Below are 20,886 nucleotides of genomic sequence, written 5' to 3' on the forward strand. Positions count from 1 at the left end.
GTTCGTGTCATGAGCGCGTTGCTCGAACACGTCATGTCGCCGGAGGTCCGGCCGTTCGCGATCGCGGCGGCCATGATCCTCATCGTCGGCACGCTCGAAGTGGTCACGATGCTGGTCGGCGCCTCGCTCAGCGAGATGCTCGGGACCAGCATCGATTTCAGCCATCCCAGTGATAACGGCGTGATCAATGCCATCTCCTGGGTCAATGTCGGCGGCGTGCCGCTGCTGATCTTCCTGCTGCTGGCGCTCGGCGCCTTCTCGATCACCGGCTTCCTGATCCAGGACGTCGCGCGGATGGTGGCCGGTCCCTTGCCCGCCTCGATCGCCTCGCTCGCGGCGATCGTCGTCTCGGTGCCGCTGGTCCGCGCCGCCAGCGGCGGCATCGCGCGGGTCATTCCCAAGGACGAGAGCTACGCGGTCGGCCTCGGCGATCTCGTCGGCCGGGTCGGGGAGGTGGTCGTCGGCCCGCTCGACCAGGGGCCGCCGGGCCGCGTCAGCGTCGCCGACATCCACGGCAACAGGCATTTCGTCCTGGCCGTGGCTGCGCCCGACTCCGCGCCATTGCCGCAGGGGACCCTCGTGCTCCTGGTCGATCGCGTCGACACGCGTTTCGTCGCGGTGAAGGCCGATGATGAACTCAAACCGTCCAAAGCCAGTCTAAGCCAGCAAGTCCATTAGCGGAGAAAGTCATGTTCGACATCGCAGTCCCGGCCATGATCGGCGTCGCGCTGATCGTTGTCCTCGGGATCGTCTTCACTATCCTCTACAAGCGCGCGACGCGCGACGAGGCCTTCGTCCGTACCGGCCTCGGCGGCAAGAAAGTCGTCCTCGACGGCGGCGCCATGATCCTGCCGATCTTCCACTCCTACGCCAGCGTCAATTTGAAGACGCTGCGGCTCACCGTCGAACGCAAGGAGCGGGAATCCCTCATCACCAAGGATCGTTTGCGCGTCGATATCGTCGCCGAATTCTACGTGCGCGTCCGCCCCGATGAGGAGAGCATCGCGCTCGCGAGCCAGACCCTGGGTGCATTGACCAACGATGCGGAAGCGCTGCGCAACCAGGTCGAAGCCAAGTTCGTCGACGGCCTGCGCTCGGTGGCCGCGACCATGACCATCCTGGAGCTCCAGGAGAAGCGCTCGGATTTCGTCAAGCATGTGCAGTCCACGGTCGAGTCCGACGTCAAATCGAACGGCCTCGAACTCGAGTCGGTGTCCCTGACCAAGCTCGACCAGACCGACGTCAAGTTCTTCAACCCCGAAAACTTCTTCGACGCCGAAGGTCTCACCCAGCTCAAGACCATCACCGAGACCCGCCGGCGCGACCGCAATGCCATCGTCCGAGACAACGAGGTCGCGATCGCCCAGAAGGATCTGGAGGCGCGGCAGCAGACGCTCGGAATCGAACGGACCAAGAAGGAAGCGGAGCTGTCGCAGGAGCGCGATATTGCCAACAAGACCGCGAGCACCCGCGCCGAAGTCGCAACCGCGACGCAGACCGCGCGCCTGACTGAGGAGAACGCCCGCATCGACACCGACCGTGCCGTCGCCGAGAAGGAGGCCGGCGCCAAACAGGTCAAGGAAACCGCGGTCATCGAGTCGGACCTTGCGATCAACAAACGTAAGACCGACGCCCAGCGCGAGATCCAGATCGCGACGCAGGAGAACGAAATCCAGATCGCGGCCAAGAGCAAGCAGACCTCGGAGGCCGTTGCCGAGGCCAAGGCCGCCGAAGCGCTCGCCGTCTCCGCGGAAGAAAAGGTCGTGACCGCACGCGCCGTCGAAGTCGCCGACCGTGCTCGTCTGACGCAGGTGCTGGCTGCCCGCACCGAAGCCGAGCGCAAATCGACCGAGCTGATCGTCGCCGCCGAAGCCGAGAAGAGGGCCTCCCTCGACCGCGCCGAGGCCGTCAAGACGCTGGCCACGGCGGAAGCCGAGTCCAACAAGATCAAGGCGGTCGGCGTCAGGAACATCGGTGAGGCAGAAGCCGCCGTCATCACCATGAAAAACGAGGCGCAGAACAAGCTCGGCAGCAACGTCATCGATTTCGAGATCGCCAAGAAGCGCATCGAGACGATGCCGTCGGCGCTGGCCGAGATGGTGAGGCCGATTGCCAATCTGAAAGACGTTCGTATCCTGCACACCGGCGGCGCGTTTGGCGGCAACGCCAACGGAGCCGCGGGCGGCGGCGTCGGCTTCGGCGAAGGGCTTGCCGGCGAATTGCTCAAGGTGCACGCCCTGCGCCCGATGATCGACGAGATCCTGCGCCAGAGCGGTTTTGCGCCGGGCGACGATCCCGTGAAAGCTTTGGTCGGCGCGGTGACAGGGAAAAGCAATGGGGCCGCGGTGCCTGCGCCCACACCGCCGGATAAAACAAACTCCGCCGATCTATGAATGCCGGTTCATTGCTGCGGAGAATTCGAAACGTTATGAACTGGCTCGTTGCGCGTCTCGCGTCGCGCAACGAGCCGGAGTTTGGATCGAGGGCGTTTCGAACCTCTCGATCGCTCTCCGGACGATTCCTTCAAGGCAACGCCGTTGGTTGCCGCGGCGCCTGCGCCGATCAACGTCAGGCGCCGGGCCTGTTTCGATCCGGAGAATTTCACATGAAGTATTTTCTGTCTGGACTGATCGCGATCGGTTTTGCGATCGCCGCCGCGCCATCGATCGCCGCCGACGCCCGCAACGTCACCGTCGTCAACGAGACCGGTACGCCATCAAGTTCCTGGGCTTCAACGCACCGGACGATTGTCTGGACGAAGGGACAACGAGCTCGACAAGGTTTTGCAGAATCAGGCCAGTACCTATGTCGAGTTCGACGAGGATGACGAAGGCTGCGTCTGGAACATCCGCGTTGACTGGCAGAACTATGACGAGGCCGTGCTCTGGAAGAACGTCAATCTCTGCAAGATGACGGCGCTTCGGCTGCGCTACGACCCCGGCACGAAGACCACGTCTTTCATCGCCGAGTAGCGCGATCTGACCTGAGCGCGGGGAGGGTGCGATAAGTCGTTCCCCGTTGCTTTGCGAATGACGGTGAATTCGTCCTTTGCAAGCGCAATCGGCTTTGTTATACGCAGCCGCGCGCGAACGACGGGTTCGCCTTTTTCCTCGGTAGCTCAGCGGTAGAGCATCCGACTGTTAATCGGATGGTCGCTGGTTCGAATCCAGCCCGGGGAGCCAAATTCTGCCTTGTAATCAATGGATTGTGAGTGTCCGCTAAAGCGGCGCGCGAGGCTATTCGATCGATTTTTCAGGGCAGTCAGGGCCGAAATCGAGCCAGAATCGCGTTCAAACGGATGTGCGCGGCAGGGCACCAAATCGACTCAATTGAAATCGACTTTGTCAGGGCCGGACTCTCACGGAGCTGATTCCCATGCCCGACATCAAGATCGACCGTGCCCCCGGGGCCCCCTCGATTCTACCGGCGGATATTCCAGAGTTGAGCGATGACGAGTGCCTCGCCTGTCTCGCCCGTGCGGTCGAGACCCCCGATTCGGCGCGGCTGGACGAAGTAGCGGCCCTGATCGGGCGCCTGGCTGTCCCGATCGAATAGGCCATCTCGTCCCCGATTTTCGCATTGGCACTGGGGTTGGCTGTCTGGCCAACGGACGTGTTGCGTTTTCGCGGAGCCTGTTCCAAAGATGCCGCCAATTCACCTCCGCGGCATCGTCCGCCTTGCAGGGTCCGCAAATGTCCGGTTTCTCGACCGCGCGCCAAAAAATGGTCGATGGCCAGGTGCGCACCAATGACGTCACCGATCGCCGCATTCTCGATGCCATGCTCACGGTTCCGCGTGAGGTATTCGTGCCGGCGAGCCGGCAGGCCTTGGCCTATCTCGACCTCGATCTCGACGTGAGCGAGGGTGGCGTCAAGCGTTGCCTGCTCAAGCCGCAGTTGACCGGCAAGCTGCTCCAAGCCGCCGAGATCGGCGAGGGCGACAACGTGCTGGTCGTCGGCTGCGCAACGGGCTATCTCGCCGCGCTGACCGCCAAGCTTGCTCGCCAGGTCACCGCAACGGAAAGCGATTCGGCTCTGGTCGCGAAAGCCAAGGACGCCTTCGTCGGACTCGGGCTCACCAACGTGACCTGCAAAGCTGCTGCGTGTGCCGAAGGTGACCCCTCCGCCGCGCCCTATGATGTGATCGTGCTCAACGGCGCGACTGAAGTGACGCCGGAACGGCTGTTCGGCCAGTTGCGGGAAGGCGGGCGCCTTGTGGGCGTCTCGGCCGAATCCCGTCCGGCGCGGGCCATGATCGTGACCCGTTCCCACGGCGAATTCGGCCATCGGCCGCTGTTCGATGCGGCAGCCCCGGTGCTCCCCGGTTTGGAACGGGCCGCCGCGTTCGTCTTCTGACCGCCGAAACCCCGTTAAAATCCCGTTCTGAATCAGAAGTGTGGCCGGGATGCTGCACGTGAAGAGTTTCCACTGAGAAATACCCGGAGGTAGTTCCGTCGCGCTCGACCGCGTCCTATGTTGCTGCGGGGCAACGACTCCACTCGGATACGGTAACCCGGCTCGCGGGCACGAGCCTGGCGTGAGAATGAACGGAATTTCAGGGATGCATGGGGTGAAGCTCTTCACCGGAGCAGCGGTTTCGGTCCTGTTGCTGGCGCTTGCCGGGCCGACGCCCGCCTTGGCGGATACGATCGAGGCTGCGCTGGTGCGCGCCTATCAGAACAATCCGCAGCTGAACGCACAGCGCGCCCAGGTGCGCTCGACCGACGAGAACGTGCCGCAGGCCCTGTCAGGCTATCGTCCCAAGGTTAATTTGAGCCTCAGCACCGGATATCAGTATCAGGACATCCAGGCGGTCCAGAAGGGCCTGCCGATCCACAGCGACCCGCCCCTTCAGCCCAACAGTGCCAGTCTGACCGTCAACCAGACGCTCTACAATGGCAACCGGACCGCCAACCAGACTCGTGTGGCAGAGAGCCAAGTCTCCGGAGCGCGCGAGGCATTGCGCGTGCTCGAGCAGACGGTTCTGCTACAGGCCGCGACGGCCTACATGGACTACCTGCGCGACGCGGCAACGCTCGAGGTTCAACGCAGCAACGTGCGTGTGCTCGAGCAGACGCTCAAGCAGACGCGCGATCGTTTCAACGTCGGCGAGGTCACGCGCACGGACGTGGCGCAATCCGAAGCTCAGTTGGCCGCCGGCAGAACCCAGGCCCTGACCGCCGAATCAAATCTGACGACGACCCGCGCGAACTTCCGCCGGATCATCGGGAATGAGCCGTCGAATCTTGCTCCGGGCTCGCCGGTCGATCGCTTCCTGCCTAATTCGATCGCCTCCGCCGTCAACCTCAGCTTGGTGGAGAACCCCAACGTCACGGCCGCGATGTACGGCATCGACGTCAACTATCTCCAGGTCAAGATTAACGAGGGCGCGTTGCTGCCGACCGTCACGGTCCAGGCTGGTGTCAGCACGGCCTACCAGCAGACCCTAACGGTTTTCCGCACCAATACCGCCTCCGCGATCGCGACGGCCTCCGTGCCGATCTTTCAGGGCGGCGCTGAATATGCGCTGATCCGCCAATCCAAGGAAAATCTGGCGCAACAGCGCCTCAACCTCGAAACCACCCGCGATCAGACCCGAGCCAATGTCGTGCAGGCCTGGGGCCAGCTGGAAGCCGGCAAGGCGCAGGTGCAGTCCGCTCAGGCGCAGGTGACGGCCTCCGAGATCGCGCTGAATGGTGTGCGTGAAGAGGCCAAGGCAGGTCAGCGCACCACGCTGGACGTGCTCAATGCGCAGCAGGCACTGGTCAACGCGCGCGTTGCGCTCGTCACTGCACAGCACGACCGGGTGGTGGCGTCCTATTCCGTGTTGAACGCGGTCGGTCGTCTCGCACCGCAAGTGCTCGGCCTCAGCACCACCGTCTACGATCCGAGCGTGCACTATCAGCAGGTCCGCGACAGCTGGGCCGGCGTGCGCACGCCTGACGGACGCTGAGTCCCGTTGTTCTCCGGTCGACCTGGCTAATAGCCGAGGCCGACCGGGGCTTTGCTTGCAATCGTCAAAATCCCTGACATAGCCTTGCCAAGAAGCTGCGGGTCGATTCGCTCCGCATCCGATGTTGCATGCGTAATGCTTGAGTGACGGGGCAGGGGCGCACCGCCTCACGTAGAGCTGTGATCTGGGGACAAGTCTGGCTGTCGCGACGAAAATGTCGGGGCGCATATCCGGAACCGGCCAATCCTGCCGTGCTTGGTGTAAAACAACGCATGCGAGGGCGTTGATGATGTGGAGTCGGAGATGACGCAGCCTGCAAAGGTCACAGAACCCTCCATGGAGGAGATTCTGGCCTCGATCCGGCGCATCATTGCCGACGATGAGGCCAAGCCGCCGCCGGCGGAAGCCGCCAAGCCCGCACCGGCGCCCGCCGCACCCGCAGCGAAGCCACAGATGGCCGACGCTCCAGCATCCAAGGTCGCGCCTGCAAAACCTGCCGCGGCAAAGCCTGTGCCACCGCCGGCCGCAAAGCCCGCGCCAGCTCCTGCGCCTGCAGCGGACGCCGGCCCCAACAGCCAGGACGACATCGACGCGCTGCTGGCGGGGCTCGACGAGGCCACGCCCGCGCCCGAGGTGCGTGCGCCGGAACCCGAGCCTGAGCCCGAACCCGACGTGCTCGAGCTGACCGACGAGATGGCGATGGATCCGGAGCCGACACCGGCGCCGCCGCCGCCAAGCTTCCGAAAGGTCGAGCCGCGCGACGATCTGGAATTCGCCGAATCGCCGCCCCCGCGTCCGGCACCCTCCTATGCGCCGGTGGACTTCGATGCGCCGCCGCTGCCCCCGCAACAACCGATCCTGGCGCAATCGACGGTCTCGGCCGTCGAATCCGCCTTCAACTCCCTGGCCCATACCGTGCTCAGCAGCAATGCGCGGACGCTGGAGGATCTGGTCAAGGAGATGCTGCGCCCGATGCTGAAATCCTGGCTCGACGATAATTTGCCAGGCCTCGTCGAACGCATCGTAAAGGCCGAGATTGAGCGGGTTTCGCGCGGCGGCCGCTGAACAGGCGCCGCAGCCCCGATAAAGCCCTGCTCCTGTGCCCTACTTGACCTGCTGGTCGGGCCGGAAGGCTCCTTTGCCGCTGAGCTTTCCGTTGACTTGAACCCCGCGCGCGGCTTTCTAACAGCCCATGATCGAGAAAAACTACCAGCCCGCCGATATCGAAGCCCGCATGTCCGTGGTGTGGGAGGACAGCCTTGCCTTCAAGGCCGGTCGTCCCGATCGCCGCGACGCAGTGCCCTTTACCATCGTGATCCCGCCGCCAAACGTGACGGGCTCGCTCCACATGGGCCACGCGCTCAACAACACGCTCCAGGACATCCTGTGCCGGTTCGAGCGCATGCGCGGCCGCGACGTGCTGTGGCAGCCCGGTACCGATCATGCCGGCATCGCCACCCAGATGGTCGTCGAGCGGCAGCTGATGGAGCGCCAGCAGCCCGGCCGCCGGGAGATGGGCCGCGACAAGTTTCTGGAGCGGGTCTGGCAGTGGAAGGCCGAGAGCGGCGACACCATCATCAACCAGCTCAAACGCCTGGGCGCCTCCTGCGACTGGTCGCGCGAGCGCTTCACCATGGACGAGGGTCTGTCGAAGGCCGTGGTCAAGGTGTTCGTCGAGCTGCATCGCGACGGCCTGATCTACAAGGACAAGCGGCTGGTGAATTGGGACACCAAGCTGCTCACCGCGATCTCCGATCTCGAAGTGCAGCAGACCGAGGTGAAGGGCCACCTCTGGTATCTGCGCTATCCGATCGAAGGGAAGACCTTCAGCCCCGAGGATCCGTCGAGCTTCATCGTGGTCGCCACGACGCGGCCGGAGACCATGCTCGGCGACACCGGCGTTGCCGTGCATCCCGAGGACGAGCGCTATCGCAAGCTGGTCGGCAAGAACGTCGTGTTGCCGCTGGTCGGCCGCAAGATCAGGATCGTCGCCGACGAATATTCCGATCCGGAGAAGGGCTCGGGCGCGGTCAAGGTGACGCCGGCGCACGACTTCAACGACTTCGAGGTCGGCAATCGCCACGGCCTGCGACGGATCAGCGTGCTCGACAAGGAAGGCTGCCTCGACCTCGTCGATAACGAGGACTATCTGCACGACCTGCCGGAAGGTGCCTCGCAATTCGCCGAGGAGTTTCACAAGGTCGATCGCTTCGCGGCGCGCAAGCTCATCGTTGAGCGGCTGGAAGCGTTCGGCTTCGTCGAGCGGATCGAGCCGCACACTCACATGGTCCCGCACGGCGATCGCTCGAACAGCGTGATCGAGCCATACCTGACCGACCAGTGGTACGTCGACGCCAAGACGCTCGCAAAACCCGCGATCGCAGCGGTGCGTTCGGGTGAGACCAGCTTCGTGCCGAAGAACTGGGAAAAGACCTATTTCGAGTGGATGGAGAACATCCAGCCCTGGTGCATCTCGCGCCAGCTCTGGTGGGGCCATCAGATCCCGGCTTGGTACGGCCCGGACGGCAAGGTTTTCGTCGCGGAAACCGAGGAGGAGGCGATCAGCCACGCGCTCGGCTACTACGTCGAGCAGGAAGTCATCACGGCCGAGCAGGGCCGCGAGATGGCGCTCGACCGCAACAAGCGCGAAGGCTTCATCACGCGCGACGAGGACGTGCTCGACACCTGGTTCTCCTCGGCGCTGTGGCCGTTCTCGACGCTCGGCTGGCCCGAAGATGCCCCCGAGGTGCAGCGCTATTACCCGACCAACGCGCTGGTCACCGGCTTCGACATCATCTTCTTCTGGGTCGCCCGCATGATGATGATGGGCCTGCACTTCATGAAGGAGGTGCCGTTCTCGACCGTCTATATCCACGCCCTCGTCCGCGACGAGAAGGGCGCCAAGATGTCGAAGTCCAAGGGCAACGTCATCGACCCCTTGCACCTGATCGACGAATACGGTGCGGACGCGCTGCGCTTCACCCTGGCCGCCATGGCGGCGCAGGGGCGCGACATCAAGCTCGCCACCAGCCGTGTCGAGGGCTACCGCAATTTCGCGACCAAGCTCTGGAACGCCTGCCGCTTCGCCGAGATGAACCAGTGCATCGTGCCCGATGGTTTCGAACCGGCGAAGGCAAAGGAGACGCTGAGCCGCTGGATCGCGCATGAGACCGCGCACACCACCCGTGAGGTGACGGAGGCGATCGAGGCCTATCGCTTCAACGACGCGGCCGGCGCGATCTACCGCTTCGTCTGGAACGTCTATTGCGACTGGTATGTCGAGCTCGCCAAGCCCGTGCTGCTTGGGCCGGACGGTCCGGCCAAGGACGAGACCCGCGCCATGGTCGCCTGGGCGCGCGACGAGATCCTGAAGCTGCTGCACCCCTTCATGCCCTTCATTACCGAAGAGCTTTGGGAGGTGACGGGCAAGCGCGAGGGCCTGCTCGCACTGGCACCATGGCCGCTGAAGCCGGCTGGGCCGACCGCGGAGCAACTCGCGATGCTGGCCGCCGCGGCAGGCCCGACCGATCCGCTGGTCTCGCCGGCGTTCGTGATGCCGATCTTCGACCATGCCGACTTCACCGATCCCAGAGCGGAAGCCGAGATCGGCTGGGTGATCGACCTCGTCACGCAGATACGCTCGGTGCGCGCCGAGATGAACATCCCGCCGGCAACGCTGACGGCACTGGTCCTCGCGGGCGTTTCCGCCGAGACCAAGGAGCGTGCGCCGCGCTGGACCGACGTCATCAAGCGCATGGCGCGTCTATCCGAGATATCGTTTGCCGATCGTGCGCCTGACGGCGCAGTCCAGCTCCTCGTACGCGGCGAGGTGGCTGCACTGCCGCTCAAGGGCGTGATCGACGTCGCCGCCGAGCGCACGCGTCTCGACAAGGAGATCGCGAAGGCCGACGCCGACATCAAGCGTGCCGAGTCGAAGCTGGCGAACGAGAAATTCGTCGCCAACGCGGCCGAAGAGGTCGTCGAGGAGGAGCGCGAAAAGCGCGAGGCGGCGCTGGCCCGCAAGGCCAAGCTGCTCGAGGCGCTGGAGCGGCTCAAGCAGGCCTCGTAGGCCTATCTCGGAAACGGCTTGCTGAGGAATTTCGAGCCCCTGACGCCATAGCGCCAGGGTAGCTCGACGGCCTTGGTGATGCCGATCCGGATGCCGGTCGCCACCTCGACATCTTCCGTCCGTGCATGCAGCGCAATCGGCGGTCGGTCCAGGGGCAGGGTGTTGTGCGCGATGGTGATGCCGAGCGCCTCGGTCAGCTTGCCCGGGCCCGAGCACAGCGCGTGCACATCCTGGAGATGGCGGCGGCGCCGCATGGTGGCGAGGCCATGGGTCGGCTCCAGCGCGCGGATCAAGACAGCGCTGGCCGAGCCTTCCTCCTCGCAGACGAAGTTCACGCACCAGTGGATGCCGTAGGAACGGTAGACATAGGCAAAGCCGGGCGGACCGAACATGATCCGGTTCCTCGGCGTCGGGCCGTTGTAGGAGTGTGCGGCGGGTTCGGTATGATGATAGGCCTCGACCTCGACAATGATCCCGCCAACGCCGTCGACCAGCATGGTGGCACCGATCAGATCGTGGGCGACGTCGCGGACGTCGCGGTCGAAAAAGGCCCGCTTCAGAGCTTTGCCCAGCCGCGGCGTGGAAGGTTTCGACACTGGAGCCATTCGAGGTGAGAATCGCCTGAGAACTGAGCAAGATATTGCCCATATCTGCCATGTTCCCTGAAGCGGCGCGAGCCGGGTTGCGGCAGGGAGCCAGACCGACTAGGTAGGACCTGAACAGACCGGACAGATCATGGTCGTTATTGTCGATACCGTCACGAACCCGCTGCGCCCGCGCCACCCCGAAAAGGTGAACCGCCCCGATTCCGCTTCGCCGCCGAAGCCGGACTGGATCCGCGTCCGCGCGCCCAACACCCGCGGCTACGCCGATACCCGCAACATCGTGAAGTCCAACGGGCTGCACACGGTGTGCGAGGAGGCGGGCTGCCCGAATATCGGCGAGTGCTGGGACAAGAAGCACGCGACCTTCATGATCATGGGTGACACCTGCACCCGGGCCTGCGCCTTCTGCAACGTCAAGACCGGGCTGCCGAATGCCCTCGATGCGGCTGAGCCGCAGCATGTTGCCGAGGCGACAGCCAAGCTGGGCCTCGCCCACGTCGTCATCACTTCCGTGGACCGGGACGATCTCGCTGACGGCGGCGCCGAGCACTTTGCCCAGACCATCCGTGCGATCAGGGCCGCGTGTCCCTCGACCACGATCGAGATCCTGACGCCCGACTTCCTGCGCAAGGAGGGGGCGCTCGAGGTCGTCGTTGCGGCAAAGCCTGATGTCTTCAACCATAATCTCGAGACCGTGCCGTCGCGCTATCTCACGGTGCGGCCCGGCGCGCGCTATTTCCACTCGATCCGGCTGCTGCAGCGGGTCAAGGAGCTCGACCCCACCATCTTCACCAAGTCCGGCATCATGGTCGGCCTCGGCGAGGAGCGCCACGAGGTGCAGCAGGTGATGGACGATCTGCGCTCCGCTGACGTCGATTTCCTGACCATCGGCCAATACCTCCAGCCGACGCGCAAGCATCACGCCGTGATGCGTTACGTGCCGCCGGACGAGTTCAGCTCCTATGAAAAGGTCGCCTACACCAAGGGCTTCCTGATGGTGTCGGCCAGCCCGCTCACCCGTTCGTCGCATCACGCCGGCGAGGATTTCGCGAGACTGAAAGCTGCCCGGGCCGCGACGGCCCGCTGAACGGATATGCCCCGATTTTCGAGCAAGCGCCGTGTCAATCACAGCGCATCCGAGATGTTCGATCTGGTCGCCGACGTCGAGCGCTACCCGGAATTCGTGCCGCTGTGCAGCGCGCTGAAGATCCGCCAGCGCATGGCCAAGCCCGATGGCACCGAGGTGCTGGTTGCCGACATGACGGTGTCGTTCAAGCTGGTGAGGGAATCCTTCACCAGCCGCGTCACGCTCGACCGTGCCAATCTGAAAATCCTGGTCGAATATCTGCAAGGCCCGTTCAGCAATCTGGAAAACCGCTGGACCTTCGAGCCCAAAGGCGACGATGTCTGCGATGTCGGTTTCTTCCTCGCCTACGAGTTCAAGAGCCGCATGCTGGCGATGCTGATGGGGTCGATGTTCGACGCGGCGTTTGCGCGGTTCTCCACCGCGTTTGAAAAGCGCGCCGATGCGATCTATGGCCGGCCGAAGCTGGCGTCGTCGTAGTTACGCGGGCACCGGCAGCCTCACCGTCATTGCGAGGAGCGCTTGCGACGAAGCAATCCAGAATCCCTCGGCGGAAGGATTCTGGATTGCTCGCAATGACGTGGAGAGACCTCCTTCAATCCACCGCCTTCACCACGTCAGGCGGCTGGGAGGCGTAATACGCCGCCGCCGCCTCGATCTCCTGCGGCGTCATGGCACGGGCGATGTTGCGCATCTGTTGGCTGATGTCATTGCGCCGCTCGTCCAACGCGAAGGCCTGGAGTTGCGCCTTCATGTAGGCCTCGGATTGCCCCTCGAGCCACGGGCTGCCGGTCTTGTTGTCGAGGCTGCCATGGCAGGAGCCGCAGGGGGCGATGCCGCGCATGGGGGCGCCGTAAATGACGATGTTCGGCTTGGGCAGCTGCGGCGTCGGGTGATAGGCCGGAAGCCGCGGCAGGTAGGCGTAATAGTTTGAGAGATCCGCGATTTCCTGGTCGGTCAGGTTGACGGCGAACGGCGACATCACCGCATTGGTCCGCGCGCCTGAGCGGAAATCGTGCAGCTCCTTGTAGATCACGGCGGCGTATTGGCCGGCGAGGTTGGGGGAATCGGCGCGGCTGATGCCGGTCGGGCCGTGGCAGATGGCGCAGCGCTGCGCCAGCGTGGCGCCGCGGCCGATCGCCTCCTGGCTCGGGCGCGGGAGCGTGTGCGACGTAAGCACGACCTCGGACAGATGCTTGCTCTGCTCGGGAGTCGCAACATTTGGCGCGCGCTGCGGCAGGCCGGCCGCGCTGCAGATCGCATCCCAGACATTGGCGAACTGGACCCAGGGCTGCGCGAACGGCAGCACGATGAATCCCGCAATGGCCGTCACGATCAGAATAGCGGCAGTAACGCCGACACCGATCCTGAAATGGCGGTTGCTGAAGGTGAAGAGGTCGCGGGTGCTCATCACTGCGCTCCCACGTAAACCGCCGGCACCGACGTCCCAGCCGTGGTCGCGAGATTGAGGATCGGATAGCCGTAATTGGTAATGGTCAGCGCGATCATCAGCGCCACCCACAGGGCGTGCGTGTTGAGTGCGACCGGCACGGTCGTTGGCTGGTGCACGGCCAGCGCAAAACGATAAGGGCCGGCATCGGCCTGAGGCGCACGCATGCCGCGGGCCAGGATGATGATGAACATGATGCCGGACGCCAGAAGGATGAATCCACCGATCGCGGAGAAGGTGACCGAGAGCGCCTGCGGCGCGATCGCGGGGTCGCTGAAGTCGAAATAGGCCATGCGGCGCGGCATGCCCAGAATGCCGACCCAATGCCACGGGAAGGTGGTGACGATCATGCCGATGAACCACAGCCAAAGCTGGGTGCGGATCAGGCGGACATCGATCAGTTCGCGCCCGGTCAGATGCGGCCAGAGGTCATAGGCGATCGCAAAATACATGATCACGATGGCGCCGCCGAAGATCAGGTGGAAATGGCCGGTGATCCATTGCGTGTTGTGGATCGTGGTGTCGAGCTGATAGCTCATGTTGATGAGGCCGCCGGCGCCGCCGAAGCCGAGCATGACGAACGAAAATGCCAGCGCCAGCATCATCGGGTTGTCCCAGGGCAGGGCCCTGATCCAGCCGAACATCCCCCGGCCACCGCGCAGACGCGCCGCGATTTCGACCGAGGCGCAGATCGTGAAGACGGTGAGCAGCGTCGGCAGTGCCACCAGCGCCGTGAAGGCCGAATGGATGAACTTGAAGCCGGCGCCGACTTGCGGATCGGCGAAGGTGTGGTGCATGCCGATCGGCATCGCCACCACCAGGAACAGAATGAAGGAGATCCGCGCCATGGTGTCGGAATAGACCCGGCCGCCGATCGCGCGCGGCACGATGGTATAATAGGCGATGTAAGTCGGCATCAGCCAGAAATAGACGATGGCGTGCAGCGTCCAGGAGAAGAAGATGCGGGCGAGGCCGGCGTCGATGGTGTTTTTCAGCCCGGCCGCGACGGGGATGATCTGGAGCAGCAGCTCGAGCGCGGCACCGACCGCGGTCCAGCCCCAGAGATACGAGCCCGCGACATTGGCGAACATCGCGAGCGGCACCGGCGCACCGGGATGAACCCTGCGCCAGACACGAAGGTTGATCGACATCAGCGCGACCCAGATCCATGAGCCGACGACGACCAGCACGACGCCGAGATAATAGAATAAATTGCCGATCAGCGGCGGATAGAATGTGTAGAGCACTGAGGCCCGGCCAAGTGCGATCGGGACCACCGCCATGACGCTGCCGGCGACGATCAGCCAGAATCCGGTCCAGGCCCAGCGCACCCCGACCAGGCGCTGCTCCAGCGCTGATTCGGCTATGGCATAACCAAAGCCCATCGCGACCAGGGTCGGGAACACGTAACCCATCACCGTGCCATGCGCGGTCAGCGAGCGGTAATAGAGTTCGGGGTTGGACAACCACGTCCCGATCGGGCTGCGGATGAACATCTGCCAGGCGCCGAGCGTCAGCGCGATGCCGAACACGGCAAAGGCCAGCCAGAAATGGGCGAGAATGAGCTTCCTATTGACCAACACAGCTCAGCCTCCCGCCAGCCTTCGCCCGGTTCGCAAAGTCGGTCTTGTCGATCACCTTGACCTTGCCCCACATGCCCTCATGGCCGAAGGAGCAGAACTCCTGGCAGGGCATCGGATAGTCGCCGGTCCTGCCAAAGCGCATCAGTTGCTCGGAGATGTAGCCCGGCACCAGCATGGTGTTGACGTTGGTGCCCTGGATCAGGATGCCGTGCACGACGTCGGCGCTGGTGGCGCGCAACGTGATCGGCGTATCCACAGGCACCACGATGCAGGCCGGCGTGAAGGAGTATTGCTGGCCGATGGCGCGCACGGTCACACTGCCGTTGGCTTCCAGCGCGCTGCCGAGATTGCTTTCGACGAATTCACCGGACAGATGCAGCCGCGAGGGATCGGTGGTCTCGACGCGCGGCTGCGGCATGGTTGCGCGGTGGATGCCGGCGAAGGCCGCCAGCAGCGCCATGCCCACGATGATGATCACGGCAATGGTGGCCCAACGCCGCTCGACGCGGGCTGCGACCTCGACGCTGCTGCCATGGGTATCTTCGGCACTCATTGCAGCGATCCGCGCGGCAGGAAGACGAACAGATAGAATGCGAGCCACAGCGCAACCACGCAGGCCGTAGCGATGCCGGCGAGCGCGATCGCACCTGAAGGGCCCTGCGAGACGACCTCTTCGACGGCCTGATCGGCGGTGGCTGGGCTGGTCGGCGGGTCTGAGTTGAACATGACGGATCCCTGGCGCTCTCAGTTCAGCGGTGCGGAGCGCAGCTCGTTGGCTTCGCGCGCCGAGACCGGCGTGCCGCGATTGCCCCAGGCCGTGCGGATGTAGGAGACGACGGCGGCGACCTCGTTGTCCGAGAGCAGGCCTGCGAAGGGCGGCATGCCGTAGGGCATCGGATTGCCCTTGGTGCCGGGCGGATAGCCGCCGTTGAGCACCATGCGGATCGGATTGACGGCCGATTGCATCTCGATCGACTGGTTGTTGGCAAGCGGCGGCCAATGCGGCGGCTTGCCTTCGCCCTGTGCGCCGTGACAGCTCGCGCAATTCTTGTCGTAGACGGTCTTGCCGAGGCTGATCAGCAGGCTGCTTTCGGTGGTCGGCAGCGCGGAGCTTGCCGGCGGAGGGGACGATCCCTCGGCAATGCCCTTGAGGTACACCGCCATGGCGCGCGTGTCCTCGTCATTGAGATATTGCAGGCTGTTGTGTACCACCTCGGCCATCGGCCCGTAGACGACGCCGCGCATCGAGACTCCGGTCTGGAGCAGGTCGGTGATGTCCTTGATGCTCCAGTCGCCGAGACCGGCCTCGCGATTGGAGGTGAGCGAGGGCGCGTACCAGTTCTGCATCGGGATCAGGCCGCCCTTGAAGGCGTCCGATTGCGAGGTGCCGCCGAGCGCGTTGATCGGCGAGTGGCACATGCCGCAATGGCCGAGGCCTTCGACCAGATAGGCGCCGCGATTCCATTCGGCCGACTTGCTCGGATCAGGCTTGAACTCGCCCTCGCTGAAGAACAGCGTGCGCCAGCCGAGGATGAGCTGGCGGTTGTCATAGGGGAAGCGCAGATCGTGCTCGCGGTTTCGTTGGTTTACGGGCGGAATCGATTTCAGATAGGCGAAAATCTCATCGGTATCGGCGCGTGTGACCTTGGTGTAGGACGCGAACGGCATTGCCGGATACATCAACCCACCGTCCGGAAAACGGCCGTAATGCATCGACTTGTAAAAGTCCTCCGCCGTCCATTTGCCGATCCCGGTCTCCCGGTCCGGCGTAATGTTGGACGAATACAGAGTCCCGAACGGGGTCGGCATCGCGCGACCGCCGGCGAACGTTCGGCCCTCGGGCGCAGTGTGGCAAGCGATACAATCGCCGGCGCGCGCCAGATATTCGCCGCGCGCGACGATATTGCTGGCGGCAGGGGCGGCCTGCTGCGCCTCGACGATCGATCCAGTCAGGAGCAGCAGCCATACGCCAAGGACTGCGCCAAGGATTGCGCCAAGGATTGGTGAGCACCAACGCTTCCCCATCTCCTCAATCCCCTTCACTGCCGCAGGCGAATGGCAGCACGTAGGTGCCCTTGGGCACCGGAGCAAGATTCACCGGGGCCTGACGGCTCGCGAGCCATGCCGCGACCGCCGTGACGTCCTCCTCGGTCAGCCGGGCGGCGACCTGCTGCATGCAATCAGGCGCCTTTGCGGTGCGGGTGCCGTAGCGCCATGCTCCCAATTGCGCGCTGATGTAGTTCGGCCGCAGTCCAAGTAGGCCCGGAATTCCCGGCTCCATCCCGGTCAGGGCCGGGCCGTGGCAGCTGCCGCAGGCCGGTATCTGGCGCTGAGGATCGCCACGTGACACCAGTAACTGGCCACGCTGCAGCACCTCCTGGCTGGCATCGTTCGCTGCGACGGGCGGCAAAGGCGGATGCTGATCGGCGAAATAGTCCGCCATTTGCTGCAAATACGGTTCGGTCAGGAACTCGAGCAGATAGTTCATCGGCGGGTATTTCCGCCGGCCACTCTTGAAAGCGAGCAGCTGATTGTAGAGATAGCCGGCGGGTTTGCCGGCAAGGCGCGGGAAATAGACATCGCTGGTGCCTTCGCCCTTGTTGCCGTGACAGGGCGTGCACGCCTCCACCCGCGCCGCCATCGTATCCGGCGGTTGGTTGGGCGCTTGTGCGGCCGCCCCATCCATGGCGGCCAAGGTGATCAGGACGACGGCTGTAGCCGTCACGCGAGCGAGCAATTCCGTCGCCCTCCACAATGCTGGCCCGGTTGATTCCGGATCACAACGTACGGCGGCATTATTGCGCCGATATTCTTCGGCGCAAGCTCAGACCAGCAGAATGAGGCTTTTGTGGCTGCATTTATGTATGTCGCGAGCCGATCGAATCGCGGGCTTTCGACGTCTTGAAAAACCGGAGATAACGCTGGAGCTTCGCGACAGTTCCTGCCCGTTCGGTTCAGGATCATTTCATCCCGTTCGGCGTTCTCTTCGATCTTTCGGGTTGGAGCCTCGATGACCATCAATTTCGACACCCTCAGGGCCTCGCTCGTCCTGTATGGACTGAACGCGCTCTACGCGATCCTGCTGCTGGCCATTGGCTGGTATCTGTCCGGCGCCATGCAGCGCTTCGTCACCCGGGTCCTGAGTGTCACGCACCGGGTCGATCCGCTCGTGACATTGTTCGTCGGCAGCCTTGCGCGTTATGCCGTGCTGGCTGTCGTCGGCATCGCCGTGCTTCAGCTGTTCGGTATTCAGACCGCGAGCCTCGTCGCCGTGCTCGGCGCCACGTCGCTGGCGATTGGTCTTGCGCTCCAGGGCACGCTGTCCAATCTTGCGGCCGGCGTGATGCTGCTGCTGTTTCGCCCGTTTCACATCGGCCATGAGGTCGAAGTGGCCGGGAAGTCCGGCAAGGTCAGGTCGCTGTCACTGTTCATGACCGAGTTGGTCGCGACCGACAACACGCAGATCCTCCTGCCGAACGGACAGGTCTGGGGCGCTCCATCGTCAACCACAGCGCCTATCCCGGCACAGGCGAAGTCAAGGTGGCTTTTCCAGTGCCGGCAGGCGCCGCCAATACGCTGGCCGATCAAATCCTGAAGGAACTGCGCCGCGACTCCCGCATCGACGACCAGGCGCAACCAGTGGTCTCCGTCACCAAAGTCCTCGATGTCGCCAATCCCGCGGCGCCGATTCTCGAATTGACGGTCAGCGCGAAGGCGAAGCCGTCCGAGGCCGATGCGGTCAAGCAGTGCGTGCTCGACCATGCGAGCGCGCTGCTCGCGGCGGCTTGAAGGGGACTTGGGGATCGTCCGCGGGATATCGTAATGGTCACTCGAACAGCAGAGTCCGAACAGGAGACTTGGGTGTGATTGTGGGCGACACAAACGTTCGGGCGGGCCAGTGCCATTGCGGTACGGTGCGCTTCGAGGCGACTCTCAGCGATGGTTTCAATTCGGTCCGCCGCTGCACCTGCTCCTATTGCCGCATGCGAGGTGCCGTCGTCGTCATGGCGGAATTGGGCGGGATCAGGTTCCTCCAGGGCGAGGACACGCTTACAAGCTACCGCTTCCATACCGGATCAGCCCAGCACTTCTTCTGCTCGCGGTGCGGAATCTACACCCACCACCAGCGACGATCCGACCAATCGCTCTATGCCGTCAACGTCGCCTGCCTGGACGGGGTGAGCCCGTTCGATTTCCCGGAGGTGCCGGTCATGGACGGCGTCAATCACACCAACGACACCGGCAAGCCGACGCGGCGGGCCGGAACGCTGCACTTCATTCCGGCTGACTGACGATCGCGGTCGTCTGGCTCAGCCGCGCGGCGACCGCGGCGGCCTGCGTTTCACGGCGTGCCGTCGTGGTGAGCGTGTCACGCGCGGACGAAGCCGCGTCGCTGCTGCCGCTCGGCGCGGCTTGGCCGCTACTTGCGGGCCGCGTGCGAGCTCCATCAGCATGCGCAGCGCTTCGACCACTGAGCGCGCGCGTACGGCGCTACGACCGATCGCGCCGAAACGCTGCTCGCGGTGGATGATGCGGCCATCGCGCGCGGCAGCCGCAAAATGAACGAGGCCGACCGGCTTGCCCGGAGTCGCGCCGCCGGGACCGGCAATGCCCGTGATCGCAACGGCAAGATCGACATCGGCCCGCTCGAGCGCGCCGATCGCCATCGCGGTTGCGGTTTCCTTGCTGACGGCGCCGAAAGTGGCAAGCGTGCCAGCCTCGACACCGAGCATCGCGCGCTTGGCGTCGTTGGAATAAGTGACGAAGCCACGGTCGATCACGTCAGACGAGCCGGGGATATCGGTCAACGCGCCAGCCACGAGGCCGCCGGTGCAGGACTCGGCGGTCGCAATCGTCAGCTTACGCATCCGGCACAGATCGAGCAGCGAGCGGGAGAGGGCGCGTGCGTCGCTGCCGCCCATGGCCTAGACGCTCCAGGGGAGGCGGATGGTGGCACTCGCGGTGGCCGCGATGCCTTCCTCGCGGCCGGTGAAGCCAAGCCGCTCGCTGGTGGTTGCTTTCACGGCGACGCGGGAGATGTCGACACCCGAGATCTCGGCGATGCGCGCGCGCATGGCGTCACGGAGCGGGCCGATCTTGGGGCGCTCGCAGATCATCGTGACCTCGAGATTGGCGATGCGGCCGCCGCGCGCCGTGACGCGCTCGATAGCGTATTTCAGGAACTGGTCCGAAGAGGCGCCCTTCCATTTCGCGTCGCTCGGCGGGAAGTGCGAGCCGATGTCTCCGTCGGCCAGCGCGCCGAGGATGGCGTCGACCAGCGCATGCAAGCCGACGTCGCCGTCTGAATGAGCCAGGAAGCCCTTGGTATGCGGCACGCGGACGCCGCAGAGCATGAGATGATCGCCCTCGCCGAAGGCGTGCACATCGTAGCCCGTGCCGGTTCTGATGTCGCCGAGCAGGCTGGCCAGGCGCGCTTCCTCGCGCACGAAATCTTCGGGAGTGGTGAGCTTCATATTGGCAACATCGCCTTCAAAGGTCGCAACCGTCAATCCCGCCCATTCGGCGATCGCGGCATCATCGGTGAAATCGCTGCGTCCATCCTTGGCCGCGCGACGATGCGCTTCGAGGATGACATCGAAACGAAAGGATTGCGGCGTCTGCGCGATTCGCAAGCGCGCCCTATCAGGCGTGTCCTCGACATCTCCGCTCGCGCTGGTGACTTTGATGGTGTCGGTGACGGGGACGACAGGGATTGCAGCACCTGTGCGGCTTGCCGCCTCGATCGCGCGCGAGATCACGCCTGAAGAGACGAAGGGACGGGCGGCGTCGTGGATCAGGACAATGTCGGGCTCGTGCCTGGCGAGCGCTTCGAGGCCTGCGAGTACCGAAGCCTGGCGGGTTGCGCCGCCGTTGGCCGGCGCCTCGTGCTTGAGCCCTGCGACTGCGGCCGCGAACATGGCGCTGTCGTCGGGGTTCACCACCGGCTGCACGGCGAAGACATCGGGGTGGGTGCTGAAGGCTTCCATGGCGCGGTAGATCACGGGCACGCCGCCGATCTCCCGATATTGCTTGGGCCCACCGCCGCCGGCGCGCAGGCCACGTCCGGCCGCGACAAGAACGACTGCAGTGCGCTGTGATTTCGCCATAGGACTCAATATTCGACTGTTAAGGGGTGTATTGGG

General features: G+C 64.3%; 22 protein-coding genes and 1 tRNA gene. 14 read left to right on the top strand and 9 right to left on the bottom strand.

The window, feature by feature from the left end; all coding sequences use genetic code 11:
* Positions 1-9: 9 nt before the first annotated feature.
* From IF809_RS24580 to IF809_RS24620, 9 genes are all read left to right on the top strand, one after another.
* Entirely contained in the window at positions 10-678 is a 669-nt protein-coding gene (locus tag IF809_RS24580; RefSeq protein ID WP_128966183.1) for an OB-fold-containig protein, read from the top strand.
* A gap of 11 nt (positions 679-689) precedes the next feature.
* Positions 690-2,393, top strand: coding sequence for a flotillin family protein (locus IF809_RS24585; RefSeq protein ID WP_462838787.1), 1,704 nt, complete (start codon positions 690-692; stop codon positions 2,391-2,393).
* 390 nt (positions 2,394-2,783) lie between these two features.
* Positions 2,784-2,972, top strand: coding sequence for a hypothetical protein (locus tag IF809_RS24590; RefSeq protein ID WP_462838788.1), 189 nt, complete (start codon positions 2,784-2,786; stop codon positions 2,970-2,972).
* Positions 2,973-3,107: 135 nt separating this feature from the next.
* Positions 3,108-3,182 (top strand) — tRNA-Asn (locus IF809_RS24595).
* Between the two features lie 193 nt (positions 3,183-3,375).
* Entirely contained in the window at positions 3,376-3,555 is a 180-nt protein-coding gene (locus IF809_RS24600; protein ID WP_128966186.1) for a hypothetical protein, read from the top strand.
* Positions 3,556-3,692: 137 nt separating this feature from the next.
* Entirely contained in the window at positions 3,693-4,355 is a 663-nt protein-coding gene (locus IF809_RS24605; RefSeq protein ID WP_462838789.1) for a protein-L-isoaspartate O-methyltransferase family protein, read from the top strand.
* A 205-nt stretch (positions 4,356-4,560) separates the two neighbouring features.
* Positions 4,561-5,952, top strand: coding sequence for a TolC family outer membrane protein (locus IF809_RS24610; protein WP_128966187.1), 1,392 nt, complete (start codon positions 4,561-4,563; stop codon positions 5,950-5,952).
* A 303-nt stretch (positions 5,953-6,255) separates the two neighbouring features.
* Positions 6,256-7,017, top strand: a complete 762-nt coding sequence (locus IF809_RS24615) for a PopZ family protein (RefSeq protein WP_462838790.1) — start codon at positions 6,256-6,258, stop codon at positions 7,015-7,017.
* Between the two features lie 127 nt (positions 7,018-7,144).
* Positions 7,145-10,021: a valine--tRNA ligase gene (locus IF809_RS24620; RefSeq protein WP_462838791.1), complete on the top strand. Its 2,877-nt coding sequence runs from the start codon at positions 7,145-7,147 to the stop codon at positions 10,019-10,021.
* A gap of 2 nt (positions 10,022-10,023) precedes the next feature.
* On the opposite strand, the gene IF809_RS24625 is transcribed toward IF809_RS24620, so the two are convergent.
* Positions 10,024-10,626 carry a DNA-3-methyladenine glycosylase gene (locus IF809_RS24625; protein ID WP_462838792.1) on the bottom strand — a complete coding sequence of 201 codons (603 nt, stop codon included), beginning with the start codon at positions 10,624-10,626 and terminating at the stop codon, positions 10,024-10,026.
* Between the two features lie 130 nt (positions 10,627-10,756).
* On the opposite strand from IF809_RS24625, the gene lipA reads away from it, so the two are divergent.
* Entirely contained in the window at positions 10,757-11,713 is a 957-nt protein-coding gene (lipA, locus tag IF809_RS24630; RefSeq protein WP_453978949.1) for a lipoyl synthase, read from the top strand.
* A 6-nt stretch (positions 11,714-11,719) separates the two neighbouring features.
* Positions 11,720-12,190 carry a type II toxin-antitoxin system RatA family toxin gene (locus IF809_RS24635; RefSeq protein WP_128966192.1) on the top strand — a complete coding sequence of 157 codons (471 nt, stop codon included), beginning with the start codon at positions 11,720-11,722 and terminating at the stop codon, positions 12,188-12,190.
* Positions 12,191-12,305: 115 nt separating this feature from the next.
* Here IF809_RS24635 and IF809_RS24640 read toward each other — a convergent pair whose 3' ends face one another.
* Genes IF809_RS24640 through IF809_RS24665 form a run of 6 tightly spaced genes read right to left on the bottom strand, consistent with a single transcriptional unit; the run spans position 12,306 to position 17,480 of the window.
* Positions 12,306-13,121: a c-type cytochrome gene (locus tag IF809_RS24640; RefSeq protein ID WP_462838793.1), complete on the bottom strand. Its 816-nt coding sequence runs from the start codon at positions 13,119-13,121 to the stop codon at positions 12,306-12,308.
* Positions 13,121-14,743, bottom strand: coding sequence for a b(o/a)3-type cytochrome-c oxidase subunit 1 (locus tag IF809_RS24645; protein WP_453978946.1), 1,623 nt, complete (start codon positions 14,741-14,743; stop codon positions 13,121-13,123). The genes IF809_RS24640 and IF809_RS24645 overlap by 1 nt, the downstream gene beginning before the upstream one ends.
* Entirely contained in the window at positions 14,730-15,296 is a 567-nt protein-coding gene (locus tag IF809_RS24650) for a cytochrome C oxidase subunit II (RefSeq protein ID WP_462838794.1), read from the bottom strand. The genes IF809_RS24645 and IF809_RS24650 overlap by 14 nt, the downstream gene beginning before the upstream one ends.
* A complete protein-coding gene (locus IF809_RS24655; RefSeq protein WP_164938680.1) occupies positions 15,293-15,469 on the bottom strand; it encodes a hypothetical protein in 177 nt (58 codons plus the stop codon). The genes IF809_RS24650 and IF809_RS24655 overlap by 4 nt, the downstream gene beginning before the upstream one ends.
* An 18-nt stretch (positions 15,470-15,487) precedes the next feature.
* Positions 15,488-16,768 carry a cytochrome c gene (locus IF809_RS24660; RefSeq protein WP_462838795.1) on the bottom strand — a complete coding sequence of 427 codons (1,281 nt, stop codon included), beginning with the start codon at positions 16,766-16,768 and terminating at the stop codon, positions 15,488-15,490.
* 4 nt (positions 16,769-16,772) lie between these two features.
* The gene (locus IF809_RS24665; RefSeq protein WP_462838796.1) at positions 16,773-17,480 is read right to left on the bottom strand and encodes a c-type cytochrome; all 708 of its coding nucleotides are present in this window, start codon (positions 17,478-17,480) and stop codon (positions 16,773-16,775) included.
* Between the two features lie 273 nt (positions 17,481-17,753).
* On the opposite strand from IF809_RS24665, the gene IF809_RS24670 reads away from it, so the two are divergent.
* The 3 genes from IF809_RS24670 (at position 17,754) to IF809_RS24680 (ending at position 19,035) form a co-directional block, all read left to right on the top strand.
* Complete coding sequence (locus IF809_RS24670) at positions 17,754-18,338, top strand: mechanosensitive ion channel family protein (RefSeq protein ID WP_462838797.1); 585 nt, start codon at positions 17,754-17,756, stop codon at positions 18,336-18,338.
* Positions 18,296-18,532 (top strand): hypothetical protein, encoded by a 237-nt coding sequence (locus IF809_RS24675; protein ID WP_462838798.1) that lies wholly within the window; start codon positions 18,296-18,298, stop codon positions 18,530-18,532. The genes IF809_RS24670 and IF809_RS24675 overlap by 43 nt, the downstream gene beginning before the upstream one ends.
* A 77-nt stretch (positions 18,533-18,609) precedes the next feature.
* A complete protein-coding gene (locus IF809_RS24680) occupies positions 18,610-19,035 on the top strand; it encodes a GFA family protein (RefSeq protein WP_462838802.1) in 426 nt (141 codons plus the stop codon).
* 18 nt (positions 19,036-19,053) lie between these two features.
* Here the strand turns inward: IF809_RS24680 and IF809_RS24685 are convergent, their stop codons facing one another.
* Positions 19,054-19,665: a CinA family protein gene (locus IF809_RS24685; RefSeq protein ID WP_128966198.1), complete on the bottom strand. Its 612-nt coding sequence runs from the start codon at positions 19,663-19,665 to the stop codon at positions 19,054-19,056.
* Positions 19,666-19,668: 3 nt separating this feature from the next.
* A complete protein-coding gene (locus IF809_RS24690; protein WP_462838799.1) occupies positions 19,669-20,850 on the bottom strand; it encodes a bifunctional 2-C-methyl-D-erythritol 4-phosphate cytidylyltransferase/2-C-methyl-D-erythritol 2,4-cyclodiphosphate synthase in 1,182 nt (393 codons plus the stop codon).
* Between the last annotated feature and the right edge of the window lie 36 nt (positions 20,851-20,886).

It is taken from the genome of Bradyrhizobium sp. UFLA06-24, assembly GCF_054967145.1.

Excerpts from the sequence above, each read along its gene's own strand:
- IF809_RS24580 (WP_128966183.1), top strand. The coding sequence starts at position 10 with ATGAGCGCGTTGCTCGAACACGTCATGTCGCCGGAGGTCCGGCCGTTC.
- IF809_RS24585 (WP_462838787.1), top strand. The coding sequence starts at position 690 with ATGTTCGACATCGCAGTCCCGGCCATGATCGGCGTCGCGCTGATCGTT.
- IF809_RS24600 (WP_128966186.1), top strand. The coding sequence starts at position 3,376 with ATGCCCGACATCAAGATCGACCGTGCCCCCGGGGCCCCCTCGATTCTA.
- IF809_RS24605 (WP_462838789.1), top strand. The coding sequence starts at position 3,693 with ATGTCCGGTTTCTCGACCGCGCGCCAAAAAATGGTCGATGGCCAGGTG.
- IF809_RS24610 (WP_128966187.1), top strand. The coding sequence starts at position 4,561 with ATGCATGGGGTGAAGCTCTTCACCGGAGCAGCGGTTTCGGTCCTGTTG.
- IF809_RS24615 (WP_462838790.1), top strand. The coding sequence starts at position 6,256 with ATGACGCAGCCTGCAAAGGTCACAGAACCCTCCATGGAGGAGATTCTG.
- IF809_RS24620 (WP_462838791.1), top strand. The coding sequence starts at position 7,145 with ATGATCGAGAAAAACTACCAGCCCGCCGATATCGAAGCCCGCATGTCC.
- IF809_RS24625 (WP_462838792.1), bottom strand. The coding sequence starts at position 10,626 with ATGGCTCCAGTGTCGAAACCTTCCACGCCGCGGCTGGGCAAAGCTCTG.
- lipA (WP_453978949.1), top strand. The coding sequence starts at position 10,757 with ATGGTCGTTATTGTCGATACCGTCACGAACCCGCTGCGCCCGCGCCAC.
- IF809_RS24635 (WP_128966192.1), top strand. The coding sequence starts at position 11,720 with ATGCCCCGATTTTCGAGCAAGCGCCGTGTCAATCACAGCGCATCCGAG.
- IF809_RS24640 (WP_462838793.1), bottom strand. The coding sequence starts at position 13,121 with ATGAGCACCCGCGACCTCTTCACCTTCAGCAACCGCCATTTCAGGATC.
- IF809_RS24650 (WP_462838794.1), bottom strand. The coding sequence starts at position 15,296 with ATGAGTGCCGAAGATACCCATGGCAGCAGCGTCGAGGTCGCAGCCCGC.
- IF809_RS24655 (WP_164938680.1), bottom strand. The coding sequence starts at position 15,469 with ATGTTCAACTCAGACCCGCCGACCAGCCCAGCCACCGCCGATCAGGCC.
- IF809_RS24660 (WP_462838795.1), bottom strand. The coding sequence starts at position 16,768 with ATGGGGAAGCGTTGGTGCTCACCAATCCTTGGCGCAATCCTTGGCGCA.
- IF809_RS24670 (WP_462838797.1), top strand. The coding sequence starts at position 17,754 with ATGACCATCAATTTCGACACCCTCAGGGCCTCGCTCGTCCTGTATGGA.
- IF809_RS24685 (WP_128966198.1), bottom strand. The coding sequence starts at position 19,665 with ATGGGCGGCAGCGACGCACGCGCCCTCTCCCGCTCGCTGCTCGATCTG.
- IF809_RS24690 (WP_462838799.1), bottom strand. The coding sequence starts at position 20,850 with ATGGCGAAATCACAGCGCACTGCAGTCGTTCTTGTCGCGGCCGGACGT.